Origin of the sequence: Streptobacillus notomytis, from assembly GCF_001902585.1 — a bacterium.
Classification (GTDB): Bacteria; Fusobacteriota; Fusobacteriia; order Fusobacteriales; family Leptotrichiaceae; genus Streptobacillus; species Streptobacillus notomytis.
Genome location: NZ_LKKV01000056.1, coordinates 1 through 26,085 on the forward strand (window position 1 = coordinate 1; position 26,085 = coordinate 26,085).

The following is a 26,085-nucleotide window of genomic DNA, read 5'->3' on the forward strand; positions in this document are numbered from 1 at the left end:
TGAAAATTTTTATTTTTTTATCAAACAAAATGTTGAGAGTATTGAAAATACAAGATTTTTATTTCAAAACATTTTAAAATTATTATTTTTTTAAAGAGTAAAAATAGAAATCAATTTTATTAAAAAAGTAAATTTAAATAAAAAGTTATTTTTTTAACTTTTCCCTTTACTATTAATTCAAATTATAGTACAATCTATTAGAATAAAAAATGTATATTTTAATTTAGGAGGATATTAATATGAAAAAATTTTTTGCTTGTGCTTTAGCAGTGCTTGCTTTTACAAGTTGTTCTACTATAATAAATGGGACTAAACAAACTTTTAAAATCAAATCTAATCAGAAAATACAAGTAATAGACAAATATGGTCAATTAGTTGGGGAAGGAAATGGAAATTTAGAGATATCTCTTCCAAAATCTGACAGCGTATTTTTACCAACAAACTATATAATTAAATCTGGTGAGAAAGAATTTTATATAACACCACGTCTTAACATAGGTGCATATTTAATAGGAAATCTATTTACTTTCGGTATAGGTACTATAGTAGATGATTTCACTGGTGCAAAATATGACTTGTATGTAAATGGAATTTATACAGATAATATAGTATTTTAATCTATTATATAATAGAAAAGAAAAAAGAGAATTTTAATAAAATTCTCTTTTTTAATTATTTATATTCTATTCCCCTTTTCATCAAAGAAATGTAAAGCTTCTGTATCAAATCCAAAATTATGAACTTCTCCAATTTCATATTTATAGTGTCCAGGCATTGTAACAACTAAATTAGTTCCATCAGTTAATTTACAGTAAAGTAATTTTTCTTTACCTAACATTTCTATAACTTCTATAGTTGCTGCAAATCTATTTTCATGTTCTTCTCCACTTAAGAATCTTTCAGATCTAATACCTAATGATACTTTTTTACCTTCATATTCTCTTAATCTTTCTTTATCTATATCATTGGCTTTAATAACAACTTCTTCAGAATTAGATATGAAATGTCCATCTTTAATGTATCCTTCCATAATATTCATAGTAGGTGAACCAATAAATTTAGCTACAAATATATTTTTAGGTTTATTATAGAACTCTTCAGGTTTTCCAACTTGTTGTATTTTACTATCATTCATTAACACTATTCTTGTTCCCATAGTCATAGCTTCTGTTTGATCATGAGTAACATATATAGTAGTTGTATCTAAATTTCTATGTATTTTAACTAATTCTATTCTCATATGTTCTCTTAATTTAGCATCTAAGTTAGATAATGGTTCATCCATTAAAAATACTGCTGGTTTTCTAACTATAGCACGTCCAAGTGCAACTCTTTGTCTTTGACCTCCTGAAATATCAGATGGTTTAGAATAAAGATATTTTTCTATTTGTAAAATTTTAGCTGCCTCTAAAACTCTTTCATGTATCATTTTCTTATCCATTTTTCTCATAGCAAGAGAAAATGCCATATTATCATAAACTGTCATATGTGGATATAGTGCATAACTTTGGAAAACCATAGCTATATTTCTATCTTTTGAATGTACTTTATTCATTATTTTATCATCAAATAATAACTCACCTGTTGTTATTGAATTTAATCCTGCTATCATTCTCAATAATGTAGATTTTCCACAACCAGACGGACCTAGTATAACGCAAAAATCCTTACTTTCTATTTCTAGATTTATATTTTCTAAAGTATATACATCATTTCCTTCATATTTTTTTCCTACATTTTTTAATTCTACTTTCATATATTCTCCTATCCTTTCACTGATCCACTACTTAATCCAGATACTAATTGTTTTTGTAGTACTATAAATAATAATACTATAGGTATAGCTGTTAAAATTCCTCCTGCAGCAAATACTGGTTCTAGTCTTGTTCTATCATCAGAAATTAATGAAAATAGCCCAGCTGCAAGCGTATATTGTTTAGGATTTGTAAGCAATATTCTTGGTAATAAGAAATCCATAAACGGACCTATAAATGACCATAATGCTATTATAGCCAACATAGGTTTAGCTATAGGCATAATTATAAGTCTATAAACTTGCATATTAGAAGAACCTTCCATTCTTGCTGCTTCATCAAGTTCTGGCGATATAGAATCTATATACCCTTTAAGTATAAATGTATTCCCTGCTATACCACCTATAGAATATATTGATATTAACATCAATGTTCTAGTAAAGAATGGAAAAATAGATACTATAATTTGGTGCATAGTATAATAAGCTGCTATTCCTGCAAATGCTGGAATAACTTGAATTAACATTATTGCCATTAAAGATATTTTTTTACCTTTAAATCTAAACCTAGAATATACATATCCTGTGAAAGATACTATTAATAATGTAAATAAAGCTGTAGCAGTAGCTATCACTATTGTATTTAATACCCATCTTAAAAATAAAGTTTTGTTAAATAAAATACTATAGTGTTTTAAAGAAAATGTAAAACTTGAACCTAATATTAGATATTTTTCTTGTTCCCCATTAAATGAAGCAACAACCATAAATACTAATGGCACTATTATTAATAAAGCCCAAATAGTTAAAATAATGTAACTAAGTGCTAATCCAACTTTTCCTGCAAAATTCAAAGGTGGTTTATCTGATAAATATAAATTAGTTTTTTTAATTTTCTTAGACATTATTTACCCTCCTTGAATGCTTTAGAATTTTTAAATCCTAAATATGCTACAAACATAAGTCCTATAGAAATAAACACTGTTATAGCAGCTCCTATAGATTGATATTGTTTTTCTATAGTTAATTTATATATATATGAAATTAATAAATCCGTACTTCCTGCTAAATTTCCGTATTTAGAAGGATCAAATGGTCCTCCACCATTAAATAAATATATTATAGAGAAATTATTAAAGTTAAATGTATATTGACCTATTAATAATGGAGCTGTTTGGAACAATACTAAAGGTACAGTTATTTTAGTTAATTTCTGCCAAGCAGTTGCACCATCTATATCTGCAGCTTCATATAAATCTGATGATATACCTTGAAGTACACCAGTTGATAACAAGAATACATAAGAACTTCCTAACCATGTCTGCAATGAAATTAATGCAACCCTAGTTAAAGTTGTACTATTTTTTATAGCCCAGTCTCCACCAAACATAAATTCTAATAATTTAGTAATTTGACCTGTTCTTGAAGACATTATACTAAAGAACATTATTGTAATAAATGCTGGCACTGCCCATGGTAATAAATATATAGTTCTATAGAAAACTTTACCTTTAATTCTTTCATTATTAGCAAGTAATGCAAGACCAAATCCAACTGTAATTGCAAGTGTTGTTGCAAATAATGTCCATAATAATGTCCAACCTAATATTAACCAGAATGGTCCTCCTGCAATCCCTGTTCCAGTAAATAATAACTTATAATTTTCAAGACCTATCCATTGAAACTTAGATTGATTATTAGGATCCATACCTGCAAATGATAATAATATTGTCGTCATTATTGGTAAAATTACAACAAATATTAATAAAATAAATGAACTTATAGAAACTATATAAGGGAATCCTTCTTCTTTTAGTGATTCTATAGTTTCAAAAGTAGTTCTAGGTCTAATTCCTTTTAATTTATCTACCATAACATCTTTAGAATCTTTAAATGATAAATACGAAATTGTAATTGTAAATAATATTAATATAATTGATATTATTCCTTCTATCATAAATATTATAGACTTATCTAATTTTTTACCATTTTTTGCAAGAAAAACTAAACCTCTTATACCTTCTCCTCTATAATTTCCATAACCTAAAGTATAAGGAATAGCTACAAAATAAATGAATAATAAACCTATAAAGAATAATGCTGCTTTAAAGTATTGTTTATTATAATATTGTCCAAATCCTGGGAATAATAATGATATTATAGCTGGTGCCTTATTTATAGATTCTATTTCTACAGGTATTTTTCTATATAAATCAGCTATATCTTGTTGCATTATCTTATATCTTGATTTAACCTCTACAGTAGACAAATAATTTAAAACACTAATTCTACTTTTTATACCTTCACTTGGAATATCAAGTTTTAATACTTCCAGTTTATCCTTTAATTCCATTTTCAATTGATCTATTTGAGTTTTCAATGCTTTAGATGAAATAAGTCCTTCTTTATAACTATTTTTTAAACTATCTACATCAGATTTAAAAATATCCTTTAATTCTTGTTTTTTAATTTCAAATTCTTTAATTTTATCTTCTTCATCTTGCTTTGAAAGAGTTGATAATCTAAGTTGTAATTCTTTCTTTTCCTTGATTGATTCACTATATAATTTTATTATACTAGGTAATCTATCAATTTTTATAGCACTTTTTTTAGATTCTAATTCAAAATTATAACTTTTTTCTTCTTTGCCTGCATAAAATAAATTTAATTTCTCTGCTTCAAATAATTCAATTCTTAATTCAGCTTCTTTTTTATCAAATTTTGATAATAATTCTTTCTTTTCAGTAAACTTAAGTTTATTTAATGCAGAAAGTTGTATTTTTTCTTCTTCAAGTAATTTTTTCATTTCCACATTATATGAATGTGAATTTCTATTTGTTGTAATACCATCAGCCAAATCTTTTAAATAAAGATTTTTTCTTGCATGAGGATTATCTAAACTATCATAAACTTTATGATTCATGATTATTGCTCTCTTTCTTTTTCTCTAAATTTTAATATATAAATAACCAAAATAATTTGAATAATTATACTTAAATAATGGTAAATCGTATCCTGCTTAAATACAAATATTTTAAATAGTATATTAGCTATTATGAATAAAGTCCATACACCTTTGTATAGGCTATTTATTTTATAATGAATATAAGTCAAATATGTATATATAGAAAAGATTATAAAAATTGAAATTGAACTAAAATATTTTATCATTTCCACAGTAATATAATCATTTAATGATATTCCTGTTTCAGAATGTATTTTATTAAATAAATCCACACTTTTAACTGCATACATACTATTTAAACTCTCAAATATCATTATAAACAAAACCATAATTAAAAACTTATTTAACGTATTTTTATCTAATTTCATAAACCCTCTTTTAAAAAAGGAGCAAGTGCTTTTAGAACATGTCCTTTAACACTTACTCCATTTTATCTATTGTCCTAAATTTGTTAATAATGCTTTAAAGCTTGCTTGTATTTCCTTGTATGCATCTTCTGGAGTTGCTGGTTTTTTAGCTTCCCATGAAAGTAAAGCATTTTCCCATGTTGTCCATACTTGAGACCATTCTTTAAATAATGGTCTTGATACTGCTCCTTCATATCCTTCTATAACTGAAACTATAACTTTCTTATCTAATTCAGATAAATCAAGTTTAGCATAATCTTCTTTAGAAACGTTAGGCATAATTTTACCTGTTATTTTATAGAAATCTGCAGCAAATGTAGGGTTCATAACCTCAGCTATTACAGCCTCAGCTAATGCTAATTTATCCATATTTTCTTCATTTCTAGCATTAATTACTAAAGACCATCCACCTTTCCAGTGTTTTAATTCTTTTCCTGCAAATTTAGCTTGACTTAGTCTAGAAACTTCTAGGTCTTCTCCAACTAATCCTGACCAAGCAGCTAATTCCCATGGACCAGAAATTCTAACAGACCCTTTTTTACCTGTTTTGAAATTATCATCCATGAATCCATAAACAGCAGATATATCAAAAATAGGAAGTTTCTTATCATTTGAAGCTTTCCAGTATTTATGTAATCCAGCAAACATACTTTGAACTTCAGGAGTTAATTCTGCCCAATCTTTTGTTAAATCAGAGAAGAATTTATCTCCGTTTTTACCTAATAGTTCTACACCAAATCCATTAGTTATACTAACACCCCACCATGCATTAAATACAGGTATCATAGCAACTTCTGGTCCAAGTTCAGCAAAATCTAAATTAGATAAATCTACTCCATTTACTGCACTGTTTTTAGTATTAATTCCTAATAATAATGTTTCAATATTAAATGGGAATCCAAAATATGATCCATTAAATTTCAATTGTCCTCCAAGACCATTATCGAAATCTCCAAATCCACCTATTTTATTTCCTAAAGTTTTAGCATCAAATGAAGCTAATAAATCTTTTCCATGTAATGATTCTATTCTATCTAATGGAATAGCAAATACGTCAGCAACGTCTTCGTTTTCAGCATTAGTTTCTTCAATAATTTTTATATGATCAAATGAAGAAATAACTTTTAAATCTATTGTTGCTTCAGGATTTTTTTCCTTTACTCTAGCTATAGCTGCTTCATAGTAAGGAACCCAAGAGTCCTCAGCTTGTACAACTATATGTCCAGTTAAAGCTTCTCCATTTCCAGCTTTAACCTCTCCTTTAGAACCACAAGATAGTACTAAAGAAAACATTAAAATTGCACTTGTTGCAAGTTTTTTAAAATTCATAATTCTTCCACTCCTACTTCTTTAATTTTTATTTGTATTTATGCAATCGTTTGCAGTTTACAATGATATTATACCTCATTAATTACTAAAGTCAATATATTTTTTATATTTATTTCCATAAAAACTTCTAGTTAAAACTAAGCTTTATCAAAACAAAGTCTGATATAAATTTTAATAAAATAAATTAAAACCTATTTATATAGGCAATTTATTAGATGATAAAATTAATCTTCCTATTTAAATATTACAACACTTTATAATTCATATAAATTAATTAAAATATTTTCCAAAGTTTGTTCATTTATTTCTAAATTTATTATTTGATTTTTTTCCACAATTTCTTTCATAGAACTTAAAAATTCTTCTTTAGATTTTAATTTTAATTTGTATTTTAAATCACTTATTTTTTCTTTTATATAACTCATTTAATAATCTCCTTATATCTTTTAGTTTTACTTTCTAATTTCCTAATGATGAATATTTTTTTTCTAATTTTTTAAATAATAAATATGATAATATGAAAAAAAGTATTCCTGCTAATGGGAAAAATAAATAAATATAATTATCTTTAACTTTCATTTTATTTAATATTATACTTATTGGATAATATGATATTAATGTTACTGGTAATATATATGAGAAAAATCTTGTATATATTTTGGAAATACATCTTTTGGATATTGCAACATAGATACACTTCCTTATATAAATATTCCTGTAAATTCAACATATTGAATAAACAAGAATGTAAGTGGAACCTACTGCAATATATATATCAGCATAAAGAGATGTTGATGAAATTAAAATAAATAGTAAATATATTATCTTATATATATTCCCAACATATTCAAAATTATAAAAAATTCCAATAATCAAGACAAATAAAGCTAATAACAAACGTCCTGTTCTTACTGGTTGAAAATTATAAGCAGATATTTGTAATAATGTAGAATATGGTCTTAATAAATACCTATCATATTTACCTTCTCTTATTATTGATTGAATATTTGATTCAAAACCTCTAAAAAATACTTCTGAAAATGAAAAAGAAAAGTTAATTATTCCATAAAGTAAGAAAACTTCTGTTAATTTCCAATTATGTAAACTTCCAAATCTATTAAATAAAGATAATAATCCTAAAAATTCAAATAATATTATTAATAACTGATTAAATAGACCAACTATAAAATTAACTCTATACACTAAGTTAGATTTTAAAATCAATTTTATTATATGTATATATTTTAAAAACATACTACCCTCCATAAATTTCTAATCTACTAGAAAATTTTTCATAAGCTGTTTTAGAATATTTATAAAATATAAGTATCCAAATCAACTGTATAACTATTTGGAAAAAAATCTCTTTATAACTATAAACACCATTAAATATTAAAGCTGGTGTATCTACTATAAATTTAAGTGGTTAATATTTTAAAAATACTATAAGTTCTTTAGGATAAAAAGATAATGGAATTATCATCCCTGATAATATAAAAGCAAGAGATGTAATAAATCCTATAAAATTAGAAATAGATGTAAATATAAATGATAGACTATATATAGAAACAGTAATTAATGAACTCAATATAGTCTATAAAAATACACTTATTAAAAAAAGAATAAAATATATAATTTAGGTAACATTATTGAAATATCCTTTAAATTAAAAATAGGGAATATAACTAATACAATTATAAACATAGGAACTGCTCTTACCAAAAATCCTACAAATCTCCATGAAAAAGTTTTAGAAAAAATTGAATTAAATATGCTTACAGGTCTAATTAAATCAATAAAAATAGTACCCGTTCTAATAGAATCAAAATCTTTCCAATTTATATTCCAAGGAACTATCATAAATAAAAATTGTGTCATCCAAATATATGTAATAGTTTGATTTACACTCATTGGTGATAACAATTCATTTTGTGATACAAATACCGTTATTGTATATATTCTAAATATAGCAAAAAATAATTGTGTCAATATTCCTGAAATAATAGATATTACAAATCTTTTGGAAAGTTTTATTTCCTTAATAATTTGGCTTAATAACATTAAATCATCCTCCTTCTATAATTTTTATATCAATTATTTAAATTTTAAAGTCAATATTTATTTAATGTCGCAAATTGAATATACCTTAAAAAATATACAAAATAAATATAACATAAAAATTTTTTACTTTATTCAAATAATTTAATGTCTAATAATAAAAATAAACGGAATATTCCTTAATATGAAATTTATATTCCGTTTATTATTTATTTATAATTTTATTGACCTAAATTTGTTAATAAGGATTTGAAACTTGCTTGTATTTCCTTATAAGCTAACTCTGCTGTTTTAGGTTTTTTAGCTTCCCATGAAAGTATTGCATTTTCCCATGTTTCCCATACTTGTTCCCATTCTTTAAATAATGGTCTTGAAACAGATACTTCATATCCATCTATAACGGCGTTTATAGCTTTTTTATCTAAATCAGATAAATCAACTTTTGCATAATCTTCTTTAGAAACATGTGGCATAACTTTACTTGTATGTCTATAAAAATCTGCAGCACATTCAGGATTCATAATCTCAGCTATTACAGCTTCAGATAATGCTAATTTATTCATATCTTCTTCATTTCTAGCATTAATTGAAAGAGCCCATCCACCCTGCCAATGTTTTAATTCTTTTCCTGCAAATTTAGCTATGTTTAAAGCTGCAACATCAAAATCATCTCCAACTAAAGATGACCAAGCAGATAGTTCCCAAGGACCTGCAATTCTAACTGAACCTTTTTTGCCAGTTCTAAAATTATCGTCCATATATCCATAAACTGCTGTTGTGTCAAATAATGGAAGTCTCTTATCATTTGAAGCCTTCCAATATTTATGTAAACCTTCAAACATTTTTTGCATTTCTGGAGTTAATTCTGACCAATCTTTTATTAAATCAGAGAAAAACTTATCTCCATCTTTAGCTAATAGTTCTACTCCAAATGCATTAGTTATAGCAACTCCCCACCAACCATTTATAATTGGTATCATTCCAACTTCAGGATTAAGTTGAGCAAAATCTAAATTAGATAAATCTATTCCATTTTTTATAACATTTTTAGTATTATATCCTAATAATAATGTTTCAATATTAAATGGAAATCCAAAATATGAATTATTAAATTTTAAATGTCCTCCAAGTCCACTATCAAAGTCTCCAAATCCTCCAAGTTTTTTCCCTAAAGCTTTAGCATCAAATGGAGCTAATACATCTTTTTTATATAATGATTCCATTTTATGTAATGGTACAGCAAATACATCTGCTACATCTTCATTTTCAGCATTAGTTTCCTCAATAGCTTGAATATGATCAAAAGAACCTATAACTTTTAAATCTATTTTAGCATCAGGATTTTTTTCTTTAACTCTAGCTATAGCTTCCTCATAATAAGGTGCCCAAGTTTTTTCAGTTTGCACTACTATATGCCCAGTCAAACCACTTTCTATTTTTTCATTTTCCTTAGACCTACAAGATAATAAAGAAAACATTAAAATTCCACCTGTAACAAGTTTTTTCAAATTCATAAATTTTCACTCCTAATCCAATTTTATTTATGCAATCGTTTGCAACTATCATTAACATTATATTCTGATAATCTATATTGTCAATACATATATTTATTTTTTTATAATTCATTTTCAAATTGGAGTGTAACTTTAACTATTAAAACACTAATATTTTCTACATTAGTTTATGTTAAAAAAATTTTTATATTTCTTTTTCTAATATTAAAATATTTAATGGTTTAACTATATATTCATTTGAGATATTTATACTTTTATTTTCAACTTTATTAAATTCATCAAAAATTATCTCGTAGTTTCCACTATCTAAAACAACACTTTGATCTTCTTTACTTACATTAGCTATAACATATATATTTCCAAATGAATATGCTAAAATACTATCATCTACTTTAATAAGATTAAATATTTCATCTATTTTCTCATAGCTATCTAATTTAAGTATTTTTTTATCTTTTCTATAATTTATCAAGTCTGATAAATATTTTACATACTCTTCATATTTTTCAGCTCTTTCAAAATCAAATTTATTTATTTCATCACTTGATTTATATGAATTTTCTATACCATATTTAGTTCTGAAAAACTCCTGACCAGCATGTATAAAAGGAATACCTTGAGACATCATAACTAAAGTTGTAGCAATAGATTGCATCTTAAGTCTATTATCTAAGCTTTCATCTTTATTAGTTATTTCAATATGATCATAAACTGTATTGTTATCATGTGCTTCAATGTATTGTATTAATTGATTTGGTGCAATATATGATTTTAAGCCATTACCACCCTTAATGCTAGATATAAGTCTTTCATCAAGTTTTCCACCACTTACAAAACCTTGACCAAGTCTTTCATATGTAGAACCTCTTAAACTATCTCTAATATCATCGTTGAAAAAAGCAATATCTTTCATCTTATGTGCATTTAATTGATTAGCTTTTATATCATCACTTAGAGACGTTGCAAGATCCCAACCTTCACCAAGTACTATGATACTTTCATCTATTTTATCTAATTCTTTTCTAATTTCATTCATAGTTTCAACATCTAATATTCCCATTAAATCAAACCTAAACCCATCAAGATTAAATTCACTAGCCCAATATTTAACACTATCAACTATATATTTTCTTATAATAAATCTTTCACTTGCAACATCATTTCCACAACCAGTACCATTACTAAAATGGAAATATTCTGTCTTCCTAAAAGCATAATTAGGTATAGTTTTAGATAAAGAATGAGCTAATGCATCATATACATGATTATACACTACATCCATAATTACTCTTATACCATTTTTATGTAAAATATCTATCATTTCCTTTAATTCATTTATTCTTGAATAAGGATCTTTAGGATCACTTGAGTATGAACCCTCGGGTACATTGTAATTTACGGGATCATAACCCCAGTTATATCTTAAATCTGGATTTAATTCATCTACTGAATCTGTTGAATAATCATATATTGGTAAAAGTTGAACATGAGTAACACCTAATTTTTTTAAATAATTTAATTGTTTTTCTTCAACCACACCTAAATACTTACCTCTATTTTTAGCATTTAATGTAAAATCTCTAATATGTAGTTCATATATTACTGAATCTAACATATTAAATTTAGGCATTCTCTCTCCCTTTAATGTTTTTAATAAATCAACTACTACTGATCTTCCTGAATTTGCTTCACTTGCTATAGCATATGGATCTGTTGTTTCAAAAACTTCTCCTTCAAAAAACGTCTTATACATATATGGTATTTTATCTAAATTACCATTTACAGTTAATTCAAAAATACCTTTATCAAAATCTTTTTTCATTTCTAAAACTTGATTGTTAATTAGTAATTCAACTTTAGTTGCAGTTGGTGCAAATAATCTAAAAATTGTGTTTTCTTCAGAATATTCTATACCTAATTTACCATTATATTTATATCTTAAATCTAAACCTAAATTTCTTAAATCATTATCTATTTTTCTTGTTATCATTACTACACCCTTACTTATTTAATCTGAAATATGTTTTTGTTAAATCATAAATTTCTTCACTTAATTCCTTAGTTAACATTTCTTTTTTAACTCTCCAAGACCAATTACCTAAAGTAGATGGTGTGTTCATTCTACCTTCATCTCCTAATTCTAAAAAGTCTTGCATTTGTGCAACTGCTAAATTAGCAACAGATGACCATGCAGCTCTAATAAATCCTTTAACATAGTCTTTAGGATCTGTTAAATGTAAGTATTTTTTAGCAAATTCAACTTCAACAGGATTTGCATTGTTAAACCATGTTTTAACAGTATCACTATCATGAGTTCCTGTATATACTGCCCAATTTCTTTCAGTTTGATGAGGTAAAAAATCACTTTCATTTTCAGGATTAAATGCAAATTGCAACATTTTCATTCCAGGAAAACCTGTTTTTTCTCTAAATTTAACTACATCTACAGTTGTATATCCTAAATCTTCAGCTACTATATCTATTTTACCTAAAGAATTTTCAACTGCTTCAAATAATTCTACTCCAGGAGCTTTTACCCATTCACCATTTCTTGCATCTTCATCAAATTTTGGTACCGCCCAATATGATTCAAAGCCTCTAAAGTGATCTATTCTTAAAACATCAATATATTTCATTGTTTTTTCTATTCTATTTATCCACCATTTAAAACCTGTTTCTTTATGTTTTTCCCAATCATATACAGGATTTCCCCATTTTTGTCCTCCTGCACTAAATCCATCTGGTGGACAACCTCCTACTATATCATCTAAGAATAAATCTCTATCTTTCCATACTTCTAAACTATCGGGAGAAACATAAATAGGCATATCCCCAATGATTTTAATACCTAAAGAATTAACATATTCTTTCCATTTCTTATATTGTTCAAAAAACTTAAACTGTATAAATTTTTGATAATCTATTTTATCTTTTAATAATTTCTCATATTTTTCTAATTCTTTAGCATCTCTATCTTTAACTTCTTTTGGAAAATTCTCCCAAGAAATATTACCAAAATATTCTTTTAATGCCATAAATAAGGCATAATCATTAATCCAATCAGAATTTTCGTTTATAAAGCTATCATACTCTTTATCTTCTATATTTTTAAAATTTTCAAAAGCCTTTGCAAGTACTTCTTTTCTTGTAGTATAAATCTTACCAAAATCTACTCTATTAATATCATTTCCATAATCTAAATTTTGATAATCTTCTTTATTAAGTAATCCCTCTTCTTCAAGTATTCTAAAATCTATAAAATATGGATTACCTGCAAATGATGAAAACGACTGATAAGGTGAATCTCCATATCCTGTAGGACCTGTAGGTAATATTTGCCAATAATATTGACCAGAAGCTTTTAAAAAGTCAGCAAATTCATATGCTTCTTTTCCTAAATTACCTATTCCATATTCACTCCACAGTGAAGAAATATGCATAATTATCGCACTTTTCCTATTTTTATTAATATGTTTATAATCAAAGTTTTGTTCCATTATTATCTCCTTCTAAAATATCTGCTTGAATTATTACAAAGTTTTTTTCTCTTTTAATGTTTTCTATATTATCTATAAGTATATTAACCGACTTATTTGCAAGTTCTTCATAACGTATATCTACCGTAATAAAATCTAATTTAAGATATCTTCTTAATTTAGAATTATTAAAGCCTGTAACTTCAACTTTTCTACCTAATTCTTCTATTGCTCTAACAGCTCCTATAGCTAAAATATCATCTGTAGTTACTATTACTTCTATGTTTTTATCCATTTCAAGTAATTTTTTAACTGTTAAATATGCTTCATTTGAATCAAAATCAGATGAAACTTGATAGTTACTTTTAATTTTTGCCTCTTTTAACGCTCTTAAAAATCCTTCTTTCCTATAATTTGAAACTGTCAAATTAGTAGGTCCTGAAAGAAAGGCGAAATTTCTATATCCTTTTTCTATCATTTTTTTAGTTACTTCTCTTGTAGCTTTAATATTGTCATTATCCACCCACATTCCCATGCTAAGTTCTTTAGGAGTCCCTAATATTACATAAGGAAAATCTATTTTTTGTAAATAATTAATATTTCTATCATTTTCAACTAAATTTAAGAATACAAGCCCATCTATTCTATTTGTTTTTATAAGTTTTTCAATGTTTTCATGTGATTCTTGATTATCTTTTGAATGTATATAAAGTATATAGTATCCTCTTTCAAGTGCATAAGTACTGATATATGATAAAGTTTCTGTAAAGAAATCATTTTGTAAAGGATTATCATTTTGATCTTCTATAACTACCCCTATAATTCTACTACTACTCTTAGTTAATGAAACAGCGGCAGAATTTGGAAAATAGTCAAGTTCCTTAATAACTTTAAGTACTTTTCTTTTAGTTTTATCACTAATTAATGGACTATTAGACATTACTCTTGATACTGTAGCCTCACTTACATTCGCTTTCTTTGCGACATCCTTAATTGTAATTTTTTTCATCTTTCCTCCTTTTTGTGCAAGCATTTTCATTGAAAAGTATACTATCATTTATCAGTTTTTTCAATAGCATTTGTGCAAAAAAAGTTGCATAGTTTTTTTCTATACACATCTCATATATCAACAAGCATTGATATTATCTTATTTTTTATTTATTTTACCACTTTCAATTTTATTGAAATTAATAATGTTTTGTGATATACTTCTAAGGTATAAATTAAAAATATAAAGGTGATAAAAAATGACTGGAAATGAATTAAGAAAAAGCTTTATAGAGTTTTTTAAAGCTAAGAAGCACAAGCATTTTGAAAGTGCCTCTCTAATACCAGATGATAAAACATTACTACTAACAGTTGCTGGTATGGTACCTTTCAAATCATTTTTCTTAGGTGAAAAAAAAGCACCATATAATAGAATAACTACATATCAAAAATGTATAAGAACTAATGACTTAGAAAACGTAGGAGTTACACCAAGACACCACACTTTCTTTGAAATGTTAGGTAATTTTTCTTTTGGAGACTATTTCAAAAGAGAATCAATTAAGTGGTCTTGGGAATACATAACTGAAATATTAAAACTAGATCCAAATAGATTATATATATCTGTTTATTTAACAGATGATGAAGCATATGATATATGGACTAAAGAAGTTGGAGTTCCTGAAGATCATATGGTAAGATTAGGTGATGATGATAACTGGTGGGCAGCAGGAGAAATAGGTTCTTGTGGACCTTGTTCTGAAATATATTATGACACTCAAATTATGGGTGAAAATAACGAAGAAATAAATGCTAAACCTGGGGATGAAGGTAATAGGTTCTTAGAGATTTGGAACTTAGTTTTCACTGAATGGAATAGATTAGAAGATGGTTCTTTAGTTCCACTTCCAGAAAAAAATATTGATACAGGAGCTGGACTTGAAAGAATAGCCTCAGTTGTGCAAAACAAGGATAATAATTTTGAAACTGATTTATTCATTCCAATTATTGAAAATATTAAAAAAATACTTAATCTAGATACTAAAGAGATTTCAACTTCAGTTAAAATAATTGCAGATCACTTAAAAGCTTCAACTTTCTTAATTTGTGATGGTGTATTACCTTCTAATGAAGGACGTGGATACATACTTAAAAAATTAATAAGAAGAGCTTATGGAGCTGGAGCAATTGAAAATAGAGATATTTTTAATAATTCTCTTACTTTTTTACATAATATAGTTGACTCTGTTATAAATAACATGAAAGAAGCATATCCAGAACTTGAAGAAAAAAGAGAATACATAAAAAATGTTATAAAATCAGAAGAAGATAAGTTCTCTAAAACATTAAAATCTGGAACTGAAATACTATTTGAAGAAATTAAAAAATGTAAGTCAGAAAATATAACTAAATTACCTAGTGTAGTTTCATTTAAACTTTATGATACTTATGGATTCCCATTTGAATTTACAAAATTAATAGTTGAAAATAATAAAATGGTAGTCTGCGAAGATGAATTTAATCAAAAATTAGAAGAACAAATTAAAAGATCTCAAGATTCAAGAGTAAAAAGTTCTGACATGATAAAAGATGAATTTATTGATAAATTCTATAAAGAAAATGGTAAAACTCTATTTACAGGTTATGATACTTTAATAGATGAAGCAAAAATATTACATATTAAAAATTTGGAAAATGGATTATTTGAAGTAATATTTAATAGAACTCCATTTTATGCTGAAGGTGGAGGACAAGTAGCTGATAAAGGTGTAATTAAGTATCAGGATAAGATAATTGCTGAAATTAAGGATGTTATTAAAAAATCTGATGTATTTATACACTATATCTCAGGTGAAGAACTTAAATTTGATATAGATTACACTTTAGAGGTTAATAAAAAGATAAGAAATGATATTAAGAAAAATCATACTGCAACACATCTATTACATAAAGCCTTAAAAGAAGTATTAGGAAGTACAGTAGAACAAGCTGGATCATTAGTTAATGAAGAAGGATTAAGATTTGACTTCTCATACTATGAGCAAGTTAATCCTGAACAAGTTGCTGCTATTGAAAATAGAGTAAATGAACTAATTTTAGAAAATTTATCTGTATACATTAATTATGAAAACATTAATGATGCAATAAAAAAAGGTGCTATGGCATTATTTAGTGATAAATATGGAGATGTTGTAAGAGTTATTGATATTTCAGGTGTATCATTAGAACTTTGTGGAGGAACACATGTATCTTCTACCGGTGAAATAGGGTTATTTAAAATTAAATCAGAACAAGGTAAAGCATCTGGTATAAGAAGAATAGAAGCAATAACAGGATATAAGAGTTTGGAATATGTTCATAATTTAGAAAAAGATATACAAGATATATCTAATAAATTCAAGACTTCTCCAAACAATCTAATTCCTGCTATAAATAAATTTAGAGAAGAAATTAAGACTCAAGAAAATACTATTAAGGATTTACAAAGAAGATTAGTTAAATTTGAAATTAATGATTTAACTAATGAAGCTATAGAAATTAATGGTGTAAAAATATTAATTAAATCATTTAAAAATAAGGATGTAAATGAATTAAAAGATTTAGTAGATAGAGCTAAAGAAATACTTAAATCATGTGTAATTTTATTTGGTTCTAATAATGAAAAAGCAATATTTGTTTCTGGAGTTACTAAAGATTTAAATAGTAAATATCATGCTGGAAATATAGTTAAGTCTGCTGCTATTATTGCTGATGGTAATGGTGGGGGAAGACCAGATTTTGCACAAGCTGGTGGAAAAGATGGAAGTAAAGTAAAAGAAGCATTAGAAAAGACATTAGAATATATAAAAGGTTTGTAATATGAAAATATACTTAGGTTTAGATATTGGAGATGTAAGAATAGGTGTAGCTAAATCTGATGGATTAGCAATGTTTGCATCAAGTTATGAAGTAATAGATAGAAACATTACAAATCCATTTGAAAGAATAAGGGATATAATAAAAGAAGAAAAGGTGATAGGGCTTGTATTAGGTCTACCTAAAACTAAGGATGGACAAAATTCAATACAAGTTGAAAAAATAGAAAAATTCGTTAAAGATTTAAAAATATTTATACCCGAAAATTTAACTATACATTATATAGATGAAAGATATACAACTAAGGAAGCTGAATATTATTTAAAAAACTTTTCTAAAAAGAATTGTAAAGAAAGAAGAAAAGTTGTTGATATGGTTGCAGCTCAAATAATATTACAAAATTTTTTAGATAAATATAGAGGAAAAATATAAAAGCCTGTTAAAACAGGCTTTTATTTATTTCCATCTAACATATGACAGGTCAGTAACACTTACTATAGGATGATTTACTATATTTGTAATTCTGTCACTAATATATTGATTTTCTATAGAGAAGTAAAGAGGTGATACTATTAAATTATCTAATAACATTTTTTCTGCTTCTCTTATTTTATTTAATCTATCTTCAGTAAATATTCTACTTTCTTCAACTAGACTTCTATATTTTTCTTGTTCAAATACTTCTATCTTCTTATTTTTATACATAAATCTATCTAATATAGATAAAGGATCCTTATATTTAGCTGACCAAGTATTTAATGCAATATCATATTTATTTTCTCTAATTAAAGCTAATCTATCATTATATGGTACAGTTTTAACTTCTACATCTAATCCTAAATTTTTCTTTAATTGTTCTTGTAAAAATTGTATTTCTTTAACTTCTATAGAACTATTTCCAGCTAATAATTCTATTTTGAAATTATCTACTTCTAATTCTTTTTTTGCAAGTTCTAATTCAAATTTAGCAAGTTCTAAATTTAAATCTTCAATTATATACTCTGGTGTATAATCAAATAATTCATCTACTAAATTAAGTGCTTTTTTAGAACCATCATTTTTTAATTTAATATATGCTTCTCTATCTATAGCAAGAGATATAGCTTTTCTTAAATGTATATTTTTTAACATTTCATTATTAACTAAATTATAATCTAAATACCATATTCTCCCGTTATAATATGAATTAATATTTTTTGAATCAAGTAATTCAACGTCTACTCTTGAAATATCTATATCTTCATTTTTTATTAAATTATTTAATACAGAAAAATCTTTAAAGTAAACATATTTTATTTTATTAATATTTACTTCTGAACTTCTCCAATAATTTTCATTTTTACTAATTAATATCTCTTGTTCTGTTTGTAATTCTAGCTTATATGGACCGTTATATTTTCCTTCTTTATACGGTGCCGTTACTGGTAGTGTCATTAAATAAGGGAAGTATTTATAATCTTTTTCAAGTTCAATTACTAACATATTATTTTCTATTTTAATTCCTAAATCTTTTCTACTAATATTTCCTTCATAATATCCCTTTGCATTTTTTATTACAAATAGTTTTGAAGCATATTGAGAAAGGAAATTCTTATTAAGTGCTCTTATTAGAGATTCTTCTATATCTTCAAGTTTAATATCAGTACCATCTGAATATTTAAGATTATCTCTTAATTCAAATGAATATTTATTACCTTCTTTGATATAGCTTTTAGCAAGTCCTCCAGTAATATTACCTTTGTCATCAAATCTTAATAACCCTTCATAAATAGAATTAGATAATTGCATAGAAATACTATCATCAAATTTATGCGGATCTAAAGTCCTTGGAGCCGAGAATAAATTATATACAAAGACTCTATCTTCTGTACTTATTTTTTCTTTAGAACAAGAAATAAATAAAAGAGCAAAAACTAATATATACGCTAATCTGTTCAATATTTTTTTCATAATTTAAACTATCCTTTCAATTTATTTTTTAATTCTTCCACCTTATCTAATCTTTCCCATGGTAAATCTATATCTTTTCTACCTATATGACCAAATGCTGCTAAATCTTGATATTTGAAAGTTGGTTTTCTTAAAGACAAAGATTTTTCTATTCCACGTGGAGTTAAATCAAATATTTCTTTAACTATTTTAGCTATTTTACTATCTTCAATATTTGAAGTTCCAAATGTATCAACTAATATTGATGTTGGTTCTACTACACCTATAGCATATGATAATTGAACTTCACATTTTCTTGCAATTCCTGAAGCTACTATATTTTTCGCTATCCATCTTGCAGCATATGCAGCAGATCTATCAACCTTAGAACTATCCTTACCAGAAAATGCTCCACCACCATGTCTAAAATATCCACCATAAGTGTCAACTATTATTTTTCTACCTGTAAGTCCAGTATCTCCATGTGGTCCACCTATTACAAAACGTCCCGTAGGATTAATATAGAAGTTTTCAACTTCTGAAATATCTCTATTATATTCTGAAAGAGCTGGTTTAATTACTAATTCTTTTAAATCATTTTTTATAGTTTCTATAGTTACTTTTTCATCATGCTGTACAGATAAAACTATAGATTCCACTCTTTGTACTTTTCCATCTTTATCATATTCTAATGTAACTTGAGCTTTTGCATCTGGTCTAGCCCAAGAAAGAGTTTTATCTTTAGTTAATTTTGTTAATTTCATTATTATATTTCTAGCTAAACTTAAAGCAAGAGGCATAAATTCTGGAGTCTCATCTACTGCTCCACCAAACATTATACCTTGATCTCCAGCTCCCCCTATATCCACACCTTGTGCAATATCAGGTGATTGTGAATGTATCATATTTACGACACCACAATCATAATCAAAACCAAGACCTGGAAAATAGCCTATTTCTTTAATTTTATCTCTTACTAATTTTTGTATATCAACATAAGTAGTTGTTGTTATCTCTCCTCCTACTAATACAAAACCAGTTGTAGCGAAAGTTTCACATGCAACTCTTGAATTTTCATCTTGGGACAAACAAGCATCAAGTACTGCATCAGAAATTTGATCACAAATTTTATCTGGATGTCCAGGTGATACAAATTCTGAAGTAAAATATATTTTTTCCATCATAGTTCATCTCCTTTCTTTATTATTATTCTACCCTCTAAAGACTTAATTAAAGTGGCACTATCAGAATATTCTATATTACCACCTATGGGTATTCCACTTGCGATTCTACTAACTTTAACATTCATACTACTTAATAATTTAATTAGATAAAGTATAGTTGTTTCTCCTTCTAAGTCAGGATTTAGTGCAAGAATTACCTCATTTATATTCTCATCTATTCTAGATAAAAGACTATCTATATTTAATTCATCTATCCCTATACCATTTAATGGATCTATTTTACCGCCTAATACATGATATAATCCGTTATATGAGCTTGCTTTATTAAAAGCGTAAATATCTCTTGTATCTTCTACTACACAAATTACATTTTTATTTCTATCCGTAGAACTACATATATCACATATTTCTAAATCAGTTAGATTATGGCATATATTACATGGTTTTATAGTTTCATATGCACTTTTAATAGTATATAAAAGATAATTTATATCATCTTCATCTTTTAAAAGTAAATCAAAAGCAATTCTTGTTGCATTTTTTTTACCAATTCCTTTTAAATTAGATAATACTAGCACTAACTCATCAATTTTTTTCATATATTACCTTTCATAGAAAAAGAACTGAATTACCAGTTCTTTTTCTATTATTATATTTTATTATCCTATTCTTGCAACTTTAAAAGTATTAGTTGTTCCAGTTTCAGAAATTCCTGTTACTAATACAACTAAATCTCCTTTTTTAAATCCTGTGTATGCTTCATCTTCAGTAGTTGAAGCATTTGAAGCAGCTACTTCTAAAGCTTTTGAGAAGAAATGATCTGCATTATCTAAATCTGTAGCAACAACTGATCTAACTCCTCTTACTAATGCTAATTGTCTTGCTGTAACTTCAGAATCAGTTAAAGCAATAATTGGCATACTTGGATTGTATTTTCTAATCATTTTAGCTGCTCTTCCTGTCTTTGTCCAACAAACTATTAATTTAGCTCCTAAATTTTCAGCAGCTTCTACTGCACCTTTTGATACAGCTTCTGTAATTGTTACATCATGACTGTAGTAAATTTTTGGTACTCCATATTCATCTGTTTTAGCAGAAATTGTAGCCATAGTTTTAACAGCTTCAACTGGATATTTACCATTTGCAGATTCTCCAGATAACATAACTGCATCTGTTCCATCTAATATAGCATTAGCAACGTCTCCTGCTTCTGCTCTTGTAGGTCTTGGATTTTTTTGCATAGAATCTAACATTTGAGTAGCTGTAATTACTGGTTTACCAGCTGCATTACATTTTTTAATCATCATTTTTTGTGCAAATGGAACTTCTTCAACTGGAATTTCTACTCCTAAATCTCCTCTTGCAACCATAATTCCATCAGATAATTCTAATATTTCATCAAAGTTATCTATACCTTCTTGGTTTTCTATTTTAGAAATTATTTTAATGTGTTCTCCACCATTTTCATCTAAAACTCTTCTAACTTCTGCAACATCTGATGCCTTTCTTATAAATGATGCAGCTATAAAGTCAACTCCAACTTCACAACCAAATTTTAAATCTCCTTTATCTTTTTCAGCTAAAGCAGGTAATGAAACTGACACTCCTGGTAAGTTAACACCTTTCTTTTGTCCTAATGCTCCTGAGTTTTTAACTTTACAGAAAATTTCATTTCCTTCTATTTTTTTAACTTCTAAACCTATTAATCCATCATCTATTAATATAGTATCTCCTGGTTTTAAGTCTTTAGTCATGTTAGGGTAAGAAACTGAAATTTTTTCAGGTGTTCCTTTAAATTCATAATCTGTAGTAACTATAAAATCTTGTCCTTCAACTAATTCATATTTAACGTCACCTTCAGCATGAGAACCTGTTCTAATTTCTGGTCCTTTAGTGTCTAATAAAATTGCAACATGCTTTCCTGTTTCTTTTGATATTTCTCTTATAGTTTTAATTCTACTTCCATGTTCTTCGAAATCTCCGTGTGAGAAGTTTAATCTCATAACATTCATTCCGCTTAAAATTAATTGTTTTAAAACTTCTTTCTTTTCACTTTTTGGCCCTATAGTACATACAACCTTAGTCATTTTAATTTTCATCTAAATCCTCCTAAATATTTATTTTAAAGTTTAAACTGATAACATCATTGCAATATCATAATCTTCTTGAGATTTTTTATGATAATTTTCCCATGCATATGATAATTTGTGAGTTACTACAGTTGAGCTTTCAATTCCAACCATTAAACCTGATTTTCCTTCTAATAATAATTCTACTGCTCTAACTCCTAATCTTGTAGCAAGTAATCTATCTGCTGCTGTAGGATTTCCACCTCTTTGAATATGTGATAATGCAGTATGCTTAACATCTAATTCAGGCATTCTTTCTTTTAATTCCTTAAGTATATTCTCTTTGTTTTTATATCCTTCTGACATTATTATTACATCATAGAATTTTCCAGCTTCTCTTCTTTTTTGTATAATATTTATTATATCCTCAATAGAAGTTTCAACCTCTGGAATTAATATACCATTTGCTCCTGCTGCAATTCCAGCATTTAAAGCTAGATCTCCACAATTTCTTCCCATAACTTCTATAAAGAAAGTTCTATCATGAGATTTAGCAGTATCTCTAATTTGGTTAAATGATTCAAGTATTATATTTAATGCTGTATCATAACCTATAGTATAATCTGTTCCTGCAATATCATTATCTATAGTTCCAGGTATTCCTATAGTTTTTATTCCATGCTCTTCATATAAATAATGAGCACCGTGGAAAGAACCATCTCCACCTATTACTACTAATCCTTCAATACCAAATTCTTTTAAAATATTAGCTGCTCTAGTTCTTACTTCTGGGTCCTTAAATTCTGGTAATCTTGCTGATAATAACATAGTACCACCTTTTCCTGCAAGACCAGCTACATCAAGTAATGACATTTTAAATATATCTCTATTCAAAATTCCTTTATACCCTCTTCTAATTCCATAAACTTCTATACCCTTATGCATAGCAGTTTTAGCAACTACTCTTATAGCGGTATTCATTCCTTGTGAATCTCCACCACTAGTTAAGATTGCTATCTTTTTCATTATGTCCTCCGTTTCATTCTAACTTTATTAATTACTTAAGTATTTTATCATTTTTTAGCAAAAAAATCAATATATATCATTATTTAAAAAAACAGTAGTATTAACTACTGTTTTAAAATGTATATCCTGCTTCCATTCCTATCAATCCTTTAATATCTCCTATATAAAAAGCAATATTAAACTTATCTTTTATTTTAACTCCTAATGAAATTTTACTTACATTTATAATTTCATAACTTTCAACTTTATTAGACATAAATTTAATTAATCCACCTATACCAACTTCTATACCAGAATATAATCTAACATTTTCTTTTAATCTATAATTAAAGTCTCCTTCTCCTCCCAAAACTAACCCATTTAAAAATTTAGTTTTTGAAGAAATATAATTTGAAAAAATTAAATTAACTTTTGGACCAAAAGTTAAATCTATCTTATTATTAATCTGATATTTCCATTCAGGCAAAACCCCTATAGATGTAGAAATAAAATCATTACCATTGTCTTTTTCACTTAGAATATAACCAAATCCTAAAGACAAATCTACTCTATATCTTGGTCCAATAATATTATTTGAAAATGAAATTAACCCTATTCCAACAAATAATATTATTAATAACATTTTTTTCATATATTTTATTCCTTTCTTCTAAAAAGTATACCCTGCTTCTATTCCAACTAATCCTTTAACATTTCCTACATAAAATCCTACATTATACTTATCATTTAATTTAAATCCTAAAGAAATTTTAGCTATAGATAATAAATTTTCTCCATTTGGAATTAATTTTGGATACAAAATCTTAATACCTCCTCCTATTCCAAACTCTATTCCTGTGTATAATTTAAAATTTTCAATTAATCTATAATTAAAATCAGATACTACACCTAAAATTAAACCATGACTAATACCAATAGAATTTCCCGATGAATAATTATAGACATTTAAAGTTATCTTTGGTCCAAATGTTATATCAAAATTTTTATTGACTATAGTTTTCCATTCAGATGAAAATCCAGCAGAAAGAGAAATAAATTTTTTAGCATCATTATTATTTGAAATTTGAACATATCTACTATTTATTATACCTAATGATCCATCAATCTTATATCTTGGTCCTATTATTTTATTTAAAGTCTCACTATTATTAACTTTATTTTTAAAGTCTGAAGATTTAGTTGAAACTTTTTTAGTTACATTTTTTCTATTATTTGCTTTCGTTGAAATTGAAAAAGAATTTAATCCTAATCCAATAAACAATATTATTAATATCTTTTTCATATATTATTCCCTTCTTCTAAAAAGTATAGCCTAATTCTATTCCTAACACTCCTTTAGTATTTCCTGTATAAAGAGCTACATTAAATTTATCTTTTATTTTAACTCCTAATGACATTTTACCTATAGTAGCTAATTCTGTCCTCTTTAATTCTAAAGGAGAATTATTATTGCTGCTAACTCTTTTATCTAAAGGTATATGCTTCATGTGTATTGCAACTCCTGTTCCAATTTCTATACCAGTATATATTTTAATATTATCTTTTAATTTATAGTTAAAATCTACTTCCCCTCCTAAAATTACACTAGGTCTAATTTTTGATTTACTTTGATAACTATGAAAGTCAATATTTACTGTAACTTTAGGTCCAAATGTTATATCTATCTTTTTATTAATTTGAGCTTTAAATTCAGGCAATATTGAAATAGATCCTGAAGTATATCTAATATTTTCAAATTTACTTTCTTGTTTAGTACTAATAAAACCTAATGCTCCTTCAACCCTATATTTTCCACCAGTAATATTCGTTGAAAATGAAATCATTCCTACAACAGATAGCATTATTGATAATATTAATTTTTTCATATATTATTCCTTTCTTTTAAAAAGTATATCCTAACTCTATTCCAATCATTCCCTTTATATCCCCTGTATAAATAGCCATGTTATATCTATCTTTTAATTTTATACCTAATGCAAATTTACTTATAGATGTAAATTCTGGTCCTTGAATATGTTTATCTCCTGAAATAATCGGAACCTGAAATCCTATTCCTGTTCCTACTTCTATACCTGTATATACTTTAATATTTTCTTTTATTTTATAATTAAAATCTACTTCTCCTCCTAAAAGTATACTAGGTCTTATTGTTGGTTGACTGGGATTATCAAAGTTAACTGCAACACTTCCTGTAATTTTAGGCCCAAATGTTATATCTAATTTTTGATTAATCTCTGCTTTCCATTCCGGAAATAATGAAATAGAACTTGAAAAAAATTTATAACTTCTAAAAATTTCTTTTTCTCTACCACTTAAAGTTCCTAAAGAACTTTCTATTCTATATCTTGGCCCAATAATATCAACTGAAAATGAAATTAATCCTATAAATATTGGTATTAATAACAACTTTTTCATTAACTATTCTCCTATTCTTTCTTATATATTTAATTATACCCCCCCCCCACATATTTTGTCAATATTTTAAAAATAATTTAAATTATATTTTCATATAGTATATATAGAAATTAAATA

General features: G+C 26.3%; 23 protein-coding genes and 1 pseudogene. 3 read left to right on the forward strand and 21 right to left on the reverse strand.

Annotated features, from left to right (window positions below; all coding sequences use genetic code 11):
- Nucleotides 1-239: 239 nt before the first annotated feature.
- The gene (locus BUE91_RS01900; protein ID WP_073507765.1) at nucleotides 240-617 is read left to right on the forward strand and encodes a hypothetical protein; all 378 of its coding nucleotides are present in this window, start codon (nucleotides 240-242) and stop codon (nucleotides 615-617) included.
- Between the two features lie 59 nt (nucleotides 618-676).
- Here the strand turns inward: BUE91_RS01900 and BUE91_RS01905 are convergent, their stop codons facing one another.
- The 12 genes and pseudogenes from BUE91_RS01905 to BUE91_RS01955 all read right to left on the reverse strand — a co-directional run bounded on the left by BUE91_RS01905 (nucleotide 677) and on the right by BUE91_RS01955 (nucleotide 14,511).
- Complete coding sequence (locus tag BUE91_RS01905) at nucleotides 677-1,756, reverse strand: ABC transporter ATP-binding protein (RefSeq protein ID WP_066901569.1); 1,080 nt, start codon at nucleotides 1,754-1,756, stop codon at nucleotides 677-679.
- An 8-nt stretch (nucleotides 1,757-1,764) separates the two neighbouring features.
- Nucleotides 1,765-2,658 (reverse strand): sugar ABC transporter permease, encoded by an 894-nt coding sequence (locus tag BUE91_RS01910; protein WP_066901571.1) that lies wholly within the window; start codon nucleotides 2,656-2,658, stop codon nucleotides 1,765-1,767.
- Nucleotides 2,658-4,676 (reverse strand): sugar ABC transporter permease, encoded by a 2,019-nt coding sequence (locus tag BUE91_RS01915; protein ID WP_073507766.1) that lies wholly within the window; start codon nucleotides 4,674-4,676, stop codon nucleotides 2,658-2,660. Before BUE91_RS01915 ends, BUE91_RS01910 begins: the two co-directional genes overlap by 1 nt.
- 2 nt (nucleotides 4,677-4,678) lie before the next feature.
- On the reverse strand, nucleotides 4,679-5,086 hold the full coding sequence (locus tag BUE91_RS01920) for a hypothetical protein (protein ID WP_066901575.1): 408 nt from the start codon (nucleotides 5,084-5,086) through the stop codon (nucleotides 4,679-4,681).
- A 66-nt stretch (nucleotides 5,087-5,152) separates the two neighbouring features.
- Entirely contained in the window at nucleotides 5,153-6,454 is a 1,302-nt protein-coding gene (locus tag BUE91_RS01925; protein WP_066901577.1) for a sugar ABC transporter substrate-binding protein, read from the reverse strand.
- Nucleotides 6,455-6,708: 254 nt separating this feature from the next.
- On the reverse strand, nucleotides 6,709-6,879 hold the full coding sequence (locus tag BUE91_RS07060; RefSeq protein WP_156470681.1) for a hypothetical protein: 171 nt from the start codon (nucleotides 6,877-6,879) through the stop codon (nucleotides 6,709-6,711).
- 34 nt (nucleotides 6,880-6,913) lie between these two features.
- A pseudogene (locus BUE91_RS01930) lies at nucleotides 6,914-7,720 on the reverse strand (ABC-2 family transporter protein).
- A gap of 345 nt (nucleotides 7,721-8,065) precedes the next feature.
- On the reverse strand, nucleotides 8,066-8,515 hold the full coding sequence (locus BUE91_RS01935) for a hypothetical protein (RefSeq protein ID WP_206598257.1): 450 nt from the start codon (nucleotides 8,513-8,515) through the stop codon (nucleotides 8,066-8,068).
- A 218-nt stretch (nucleotides 8,516-8,733) separates the two neighbouring features.
- Nucleotides 8,734-10,026, reverse strand: coding sequence for a sugar ABC transporter substrate-binding protein (locus BUE91_RS01940; RefSeq protein WP_073507767.1), 1,293 nt, complete (start codon nucleotides 10,024-10,026; stop codon nucleotides 8,734-8,736).
- A gap of 184 nt (nucleotides 10,027-10,210) precedes the next feature.
- Nucleotides 10,211-12,016, reverse strand: coding sequence for a type I pullulanase (pulA, locus tag BUE91_RS01945; protein ID WP_073507768.1), 1,806 nt, complete (start codon nucleotides 12,014-12,016; stop codon nucleotides 10,211-10,213).
- A gap of 10 nt (nucleotides 12,017-12,026) precedes the next feature.
- Nucleotides 12,027-13,523 carry a 4-alpha-glucanotransferase gene (gene malQ, locus BUE91_RS01950; RefSeq protein ID WP_066901582.1) on the reverse strand — a complete coding sequence of 499 codons (1,497 nt, stop codon included), beginning with the start codon at nucleotides 13,521-13,523 and terminating at the stop codon, nucleotides 12,027-12,029.
- Nucleotides 13,507-14,511, reverse strand: a complete 1,005-nt coding sequence (locus BUE91_RS01955; RefSeq protein WP_073507769.1) for a LacI family DNA-binding transcriptional regulator — start codon at nucleotides 14,509-14,511, stop codon at nucleotides 13,507-13,509. The genes malQ and BUE91_RS01955 overlap by 17 nt, the downstream gene beginning before the upstream one ends.
- Before the next feature lie 238 nt (nucleotides 14,512-14,749).
- Between BUE91_RS01955 and alaS the strand changes: the two genes are divergently transcribed.
- Entirely contained in the window at nucleotides 14,750-17,347 is a 2,598-nt protein-coding gene (alaS, locus tag BUE91_RS01960) for an alanine--tRNA ligase (protein WP_073507770.1), read from the forward strand.
- A gap of 1 nt (nucleotide 17,348) precedes the next feature.
- Entirely contained in the window at nucleotides 17,349-17,777 is a 429-nt protein-coding gene (ruvX, locus tag BUE91_RS01965) for a Holliday junction resolvase RuvX (RefSeq protein WP_073507771.1), read from the forward strand.
- Nucleotides 17,778-17,801: 24 nt separating this feature from the next.
- On the opposite strand, the gene BUE91_RS01970 is transcribed toward ruvX, so the two are convergent.
- From BUE91_RS01970 to BUE91_RS02010, 9 genes are all read right to left on the reverse strand, one after another.
- Nucleotides 17,802-19,295 carry a peptide ABC transporter substrate-binding protein gene (locus BUE91_RS01970; RefSeq protein ID WP_073507772.1) on the reverse strand — a complete coding sequence of 498 codons (1,494 nt, stop codon included), beginning with the start codon at nucleotides 19,293-19,295 and terminating at the stop codon, nucleotides 17,802-17,804.
- An 8-nt stretch (nucleotides 19,296-19,303) separates the two neighbouring features.
- On the reverse strand, nucleotides 19,304-20,458 hold the full coding sequence (gene metK, locus BUE91_RS01975) for a methionine adenosyltransferase (RefSeq protein WP_073507773.1): 1,155 nt from the start codon (nucleotides 20,456-20,458) through the stop codon (nucleotides 19,304-19,306).
- The gene (gene recR, locus BUE91_RS01980; protein WP_066901705.1) at nucleotides 20,455-21,057 is read right to left on the reverse strand and encodes a recombination mediator RecR; all 603 of its coding nucleotides are present in this window, start codon (nucleotides 21,055-21,057) and stop codon (nucleotides 20,455-20,457) included. Before recR ends, metK begins: the two co-directional genes overlap by 4 nt.
- A gap of 60 nt (nucleotides 21,058-21,117) precedes the next feature.
- Nucleotides 21,118-22,557: a pyruvate kinase PykF gene (gene pykF / locus BUE91_RS01985; RefSeq protein ID WP_219335350.1), complete on the reverse strand. Its 1,440-nt coding sequence runs from the start codon at nucleotides 22,555-22,557 to the stop codon at nucleotides 21,118-21,120.
- Between the two features lie 30 nt (nucleotides 22,558-22,587).
- On the reverse strand, nucleotides 22,588-23,553 hold the full coding sequence (gene pfkA, locus BUE91_RS01990; protein ID WP_012858451.1) for a 6-phosphofructokinase: 966 nt from the start codon (nucleotides 23,551-23,553) through the stop codon (nucleotides 22,588-22,590).
- Between the two features lie 112 nt (nucleotides 23,554-23,665).
- Entirely contained in the window at nucleotides 23,666-24,184 is a 519-nt protein-coding gene (locus BUE91_RS01995) for a hypothetical protein (protein ID WP_073507774.1), read from the reverse strand.
- An 18-nt stretch (nucleotides 24,185-24,202) separates the two neighbouring features.
- Nucleotides 24,203-24,835, reverse strand: coding sequence for a hypothetical protein (locus BUE91_RS02000; protein WP_244889868.1), 633 nt, complete (start codon nucleotides 24,833-24,835; stop codon nucleotides 24,203-24,205).
- A gap of 16 nt (nucleotides 24,836-24,851) precedes the next feature.
- The gene (locus tag BUE91_RS02005) at nucleotides 24,852-25,418 is read right to left on the reverse strand and encodes a hypothetical protein (RefSeq protein WP_073507775.1); all 567 of its coding nucleotides are present in this window, start codon (nucleotides 25,416-25,418) and stop codon (nucleotides 24,852-24,854) included.
- A 16-nt stretch (nucleotides 25,419-25,434) separates the two neighbouring features.
- Nucleotides 25,435-25,968 (reverse strand): hypothetical protein, encoded by a 534-nt coding sequence (locus BUE91_RS02010; RefSeq protein ID WP_073507776.1) that lies wholly within the window; start codon nucleotides 25,966-25,968, stop codon nucleotides 25,435-25,437.
- Nucleotides 25,969-26,085 lie beyond the last annotated feature (117 nt).

Coding starts and splice junctions, on each gene's coding strand:
- BUE91_RS01970 (WP_073507772.1), bottom strand. CDS start 19,295: ATGAAAAAAATATTGAACAGATTAGCGTATATATTAGTTTTTGCTCTT.
- BUE91_RS01935 (WP_206598257.1), bottom strand. CDS start 8,515: ATGTTATTAAGCCAAATTATTAAGGAAATAAAACTTTCCAAAAGATTT.
- BUE91_RS01910 (WP_066901571.1), bottom strand. CDS start 2,658: ATGTCTAAGAAAATTAAAAAAACTAATTTATATTTATCAGATAAACCA.
- BUE91_RS01900 (WP_073507765.1), top strand. CDS start 240: ATGAAAAAATTTTTTGCTTGTGCTTTAGCAGTGCTTGCTTTTACAAGT.
- BUE91_RS02010 (WP_073507776.1), bottom strand. CDS start 25,968: ATGAAAAAGTTGTTATTAATACCAATATTTATAGGATTAATTTCATTT.
- alaS (WP_073507770.1), top strand. CDS start 14,750: ATGACTGGAAATGAATTAAGAAAAAGCTTTATAGAGTTTTTTAAAGCT.
- pykF (WP_219335350.1), bottom strand. CDS start 22,557: ATGAAAATTAAAATGACTAAGGTTGTATGTACTATAGGGCCAAAAAGT.
- malQ (WP_066901582.1), bottom strand. CDS start 13,523: ATGGAACAAAACTTTGATTATAAACATATTAATAAAAATAGGAAAAGT.
- BUE91_RS01920 (WP_066901575.1), bottom strand. CDS start 5,086: ATGAAATTAGATAAAAATACGTTAAATAAGTTTTTAATTATGGTTTTG.
- BUE91_RS02000 (WP_244889868.1), bottom strand. CDS start 24,835: ATGAAAAAGATATTAATAATATTGTTTATTGGATTAGGATTAAATTCT.
- metK (WP_073507773.1), bottom strand. CDS start 20,458: ATGATGGAAAAAATATATTTTACTTCAGAATTTGTATCACCTGGACAT.
- BUE91_RS02005 (WP_073507775.1), bottom strand. CDS start 25,418: ATGAAAAAATTAATATTATCAATAATGCTATCTGTTGTAGGAATGATT.
- BUE91_RS01995 (WP_073507774.1), bottom strand. CDS start 24,184: ATGAAAAAAATGTTATTAATAATATTATTTGTTGGAATAGGGTTAATT.
- recR (WP_066901705.1), bottom strand. CDS start 21,057: ATGAAAAAAATTGATGAGTTAGTGCTAGTATTATCTAATTTAAAAGGA.
- ruvX (WP_073507771.1), top strand. CDS start 17,349: ATGAAAATATACTTAGGTTTAGATATTGGAGATGTAAGAATAGGTGTA.
- BUE91_RS01915 (WP_073507766.1), bottom strand. CDS start 4,676: ATGAATCATAAAGTTTATGATAGTTTAGATAATCCTCATGCAAGAAAA.
- BUE91_RS01925 (WP_066901577.1), bottom strand. CDS start 6,454: ATGAATTTTAAAAAACTTGCAACAAGTGCAATTTTAATGTTTTCTTTA.
- BUE91_RS01905 (WP_066901569.1), bottom strand. CDS start 1,756: ATGAAAGTAGAATTAAAAAATGTAGGAAAAAAATATGAAGGAAATGAT.
- BUE91_RS01940 (WP_073507767.1), bottom strand. CDS start 10,026: ATGAATTTGAAAAAACTTGTTACAGGTGGAATTTTAATGTTTTCTTTA.
- pfkA (WP_012858451.1), bottom strand. CDS start 23,553: ATGAAAAAGATAGCAATCTTAACTAGTGGTGGAGATTCACAAGGAATG.
- BUE91_RS07060 (WP_156470681.1), bottom strand. CDS start 6,879: ATGAGTTATATAAAAGAAAAAATAAGTGATTTAAAATACAAATTAAAA.
- pulA (WP_073507768.1), bottom strand. CDS start 12,016: ATGATAACAAGAAAAATAGATAATGATTTAAGAAATTTAGGTTTAGAT.
- BUE91_RS01955 (WP_073507769.1), bottom strand. CDS start 14,511: ATGAAAAAAATTACAATTAAGGATGTCGCAAAGAAAGCGAATGTAAGT.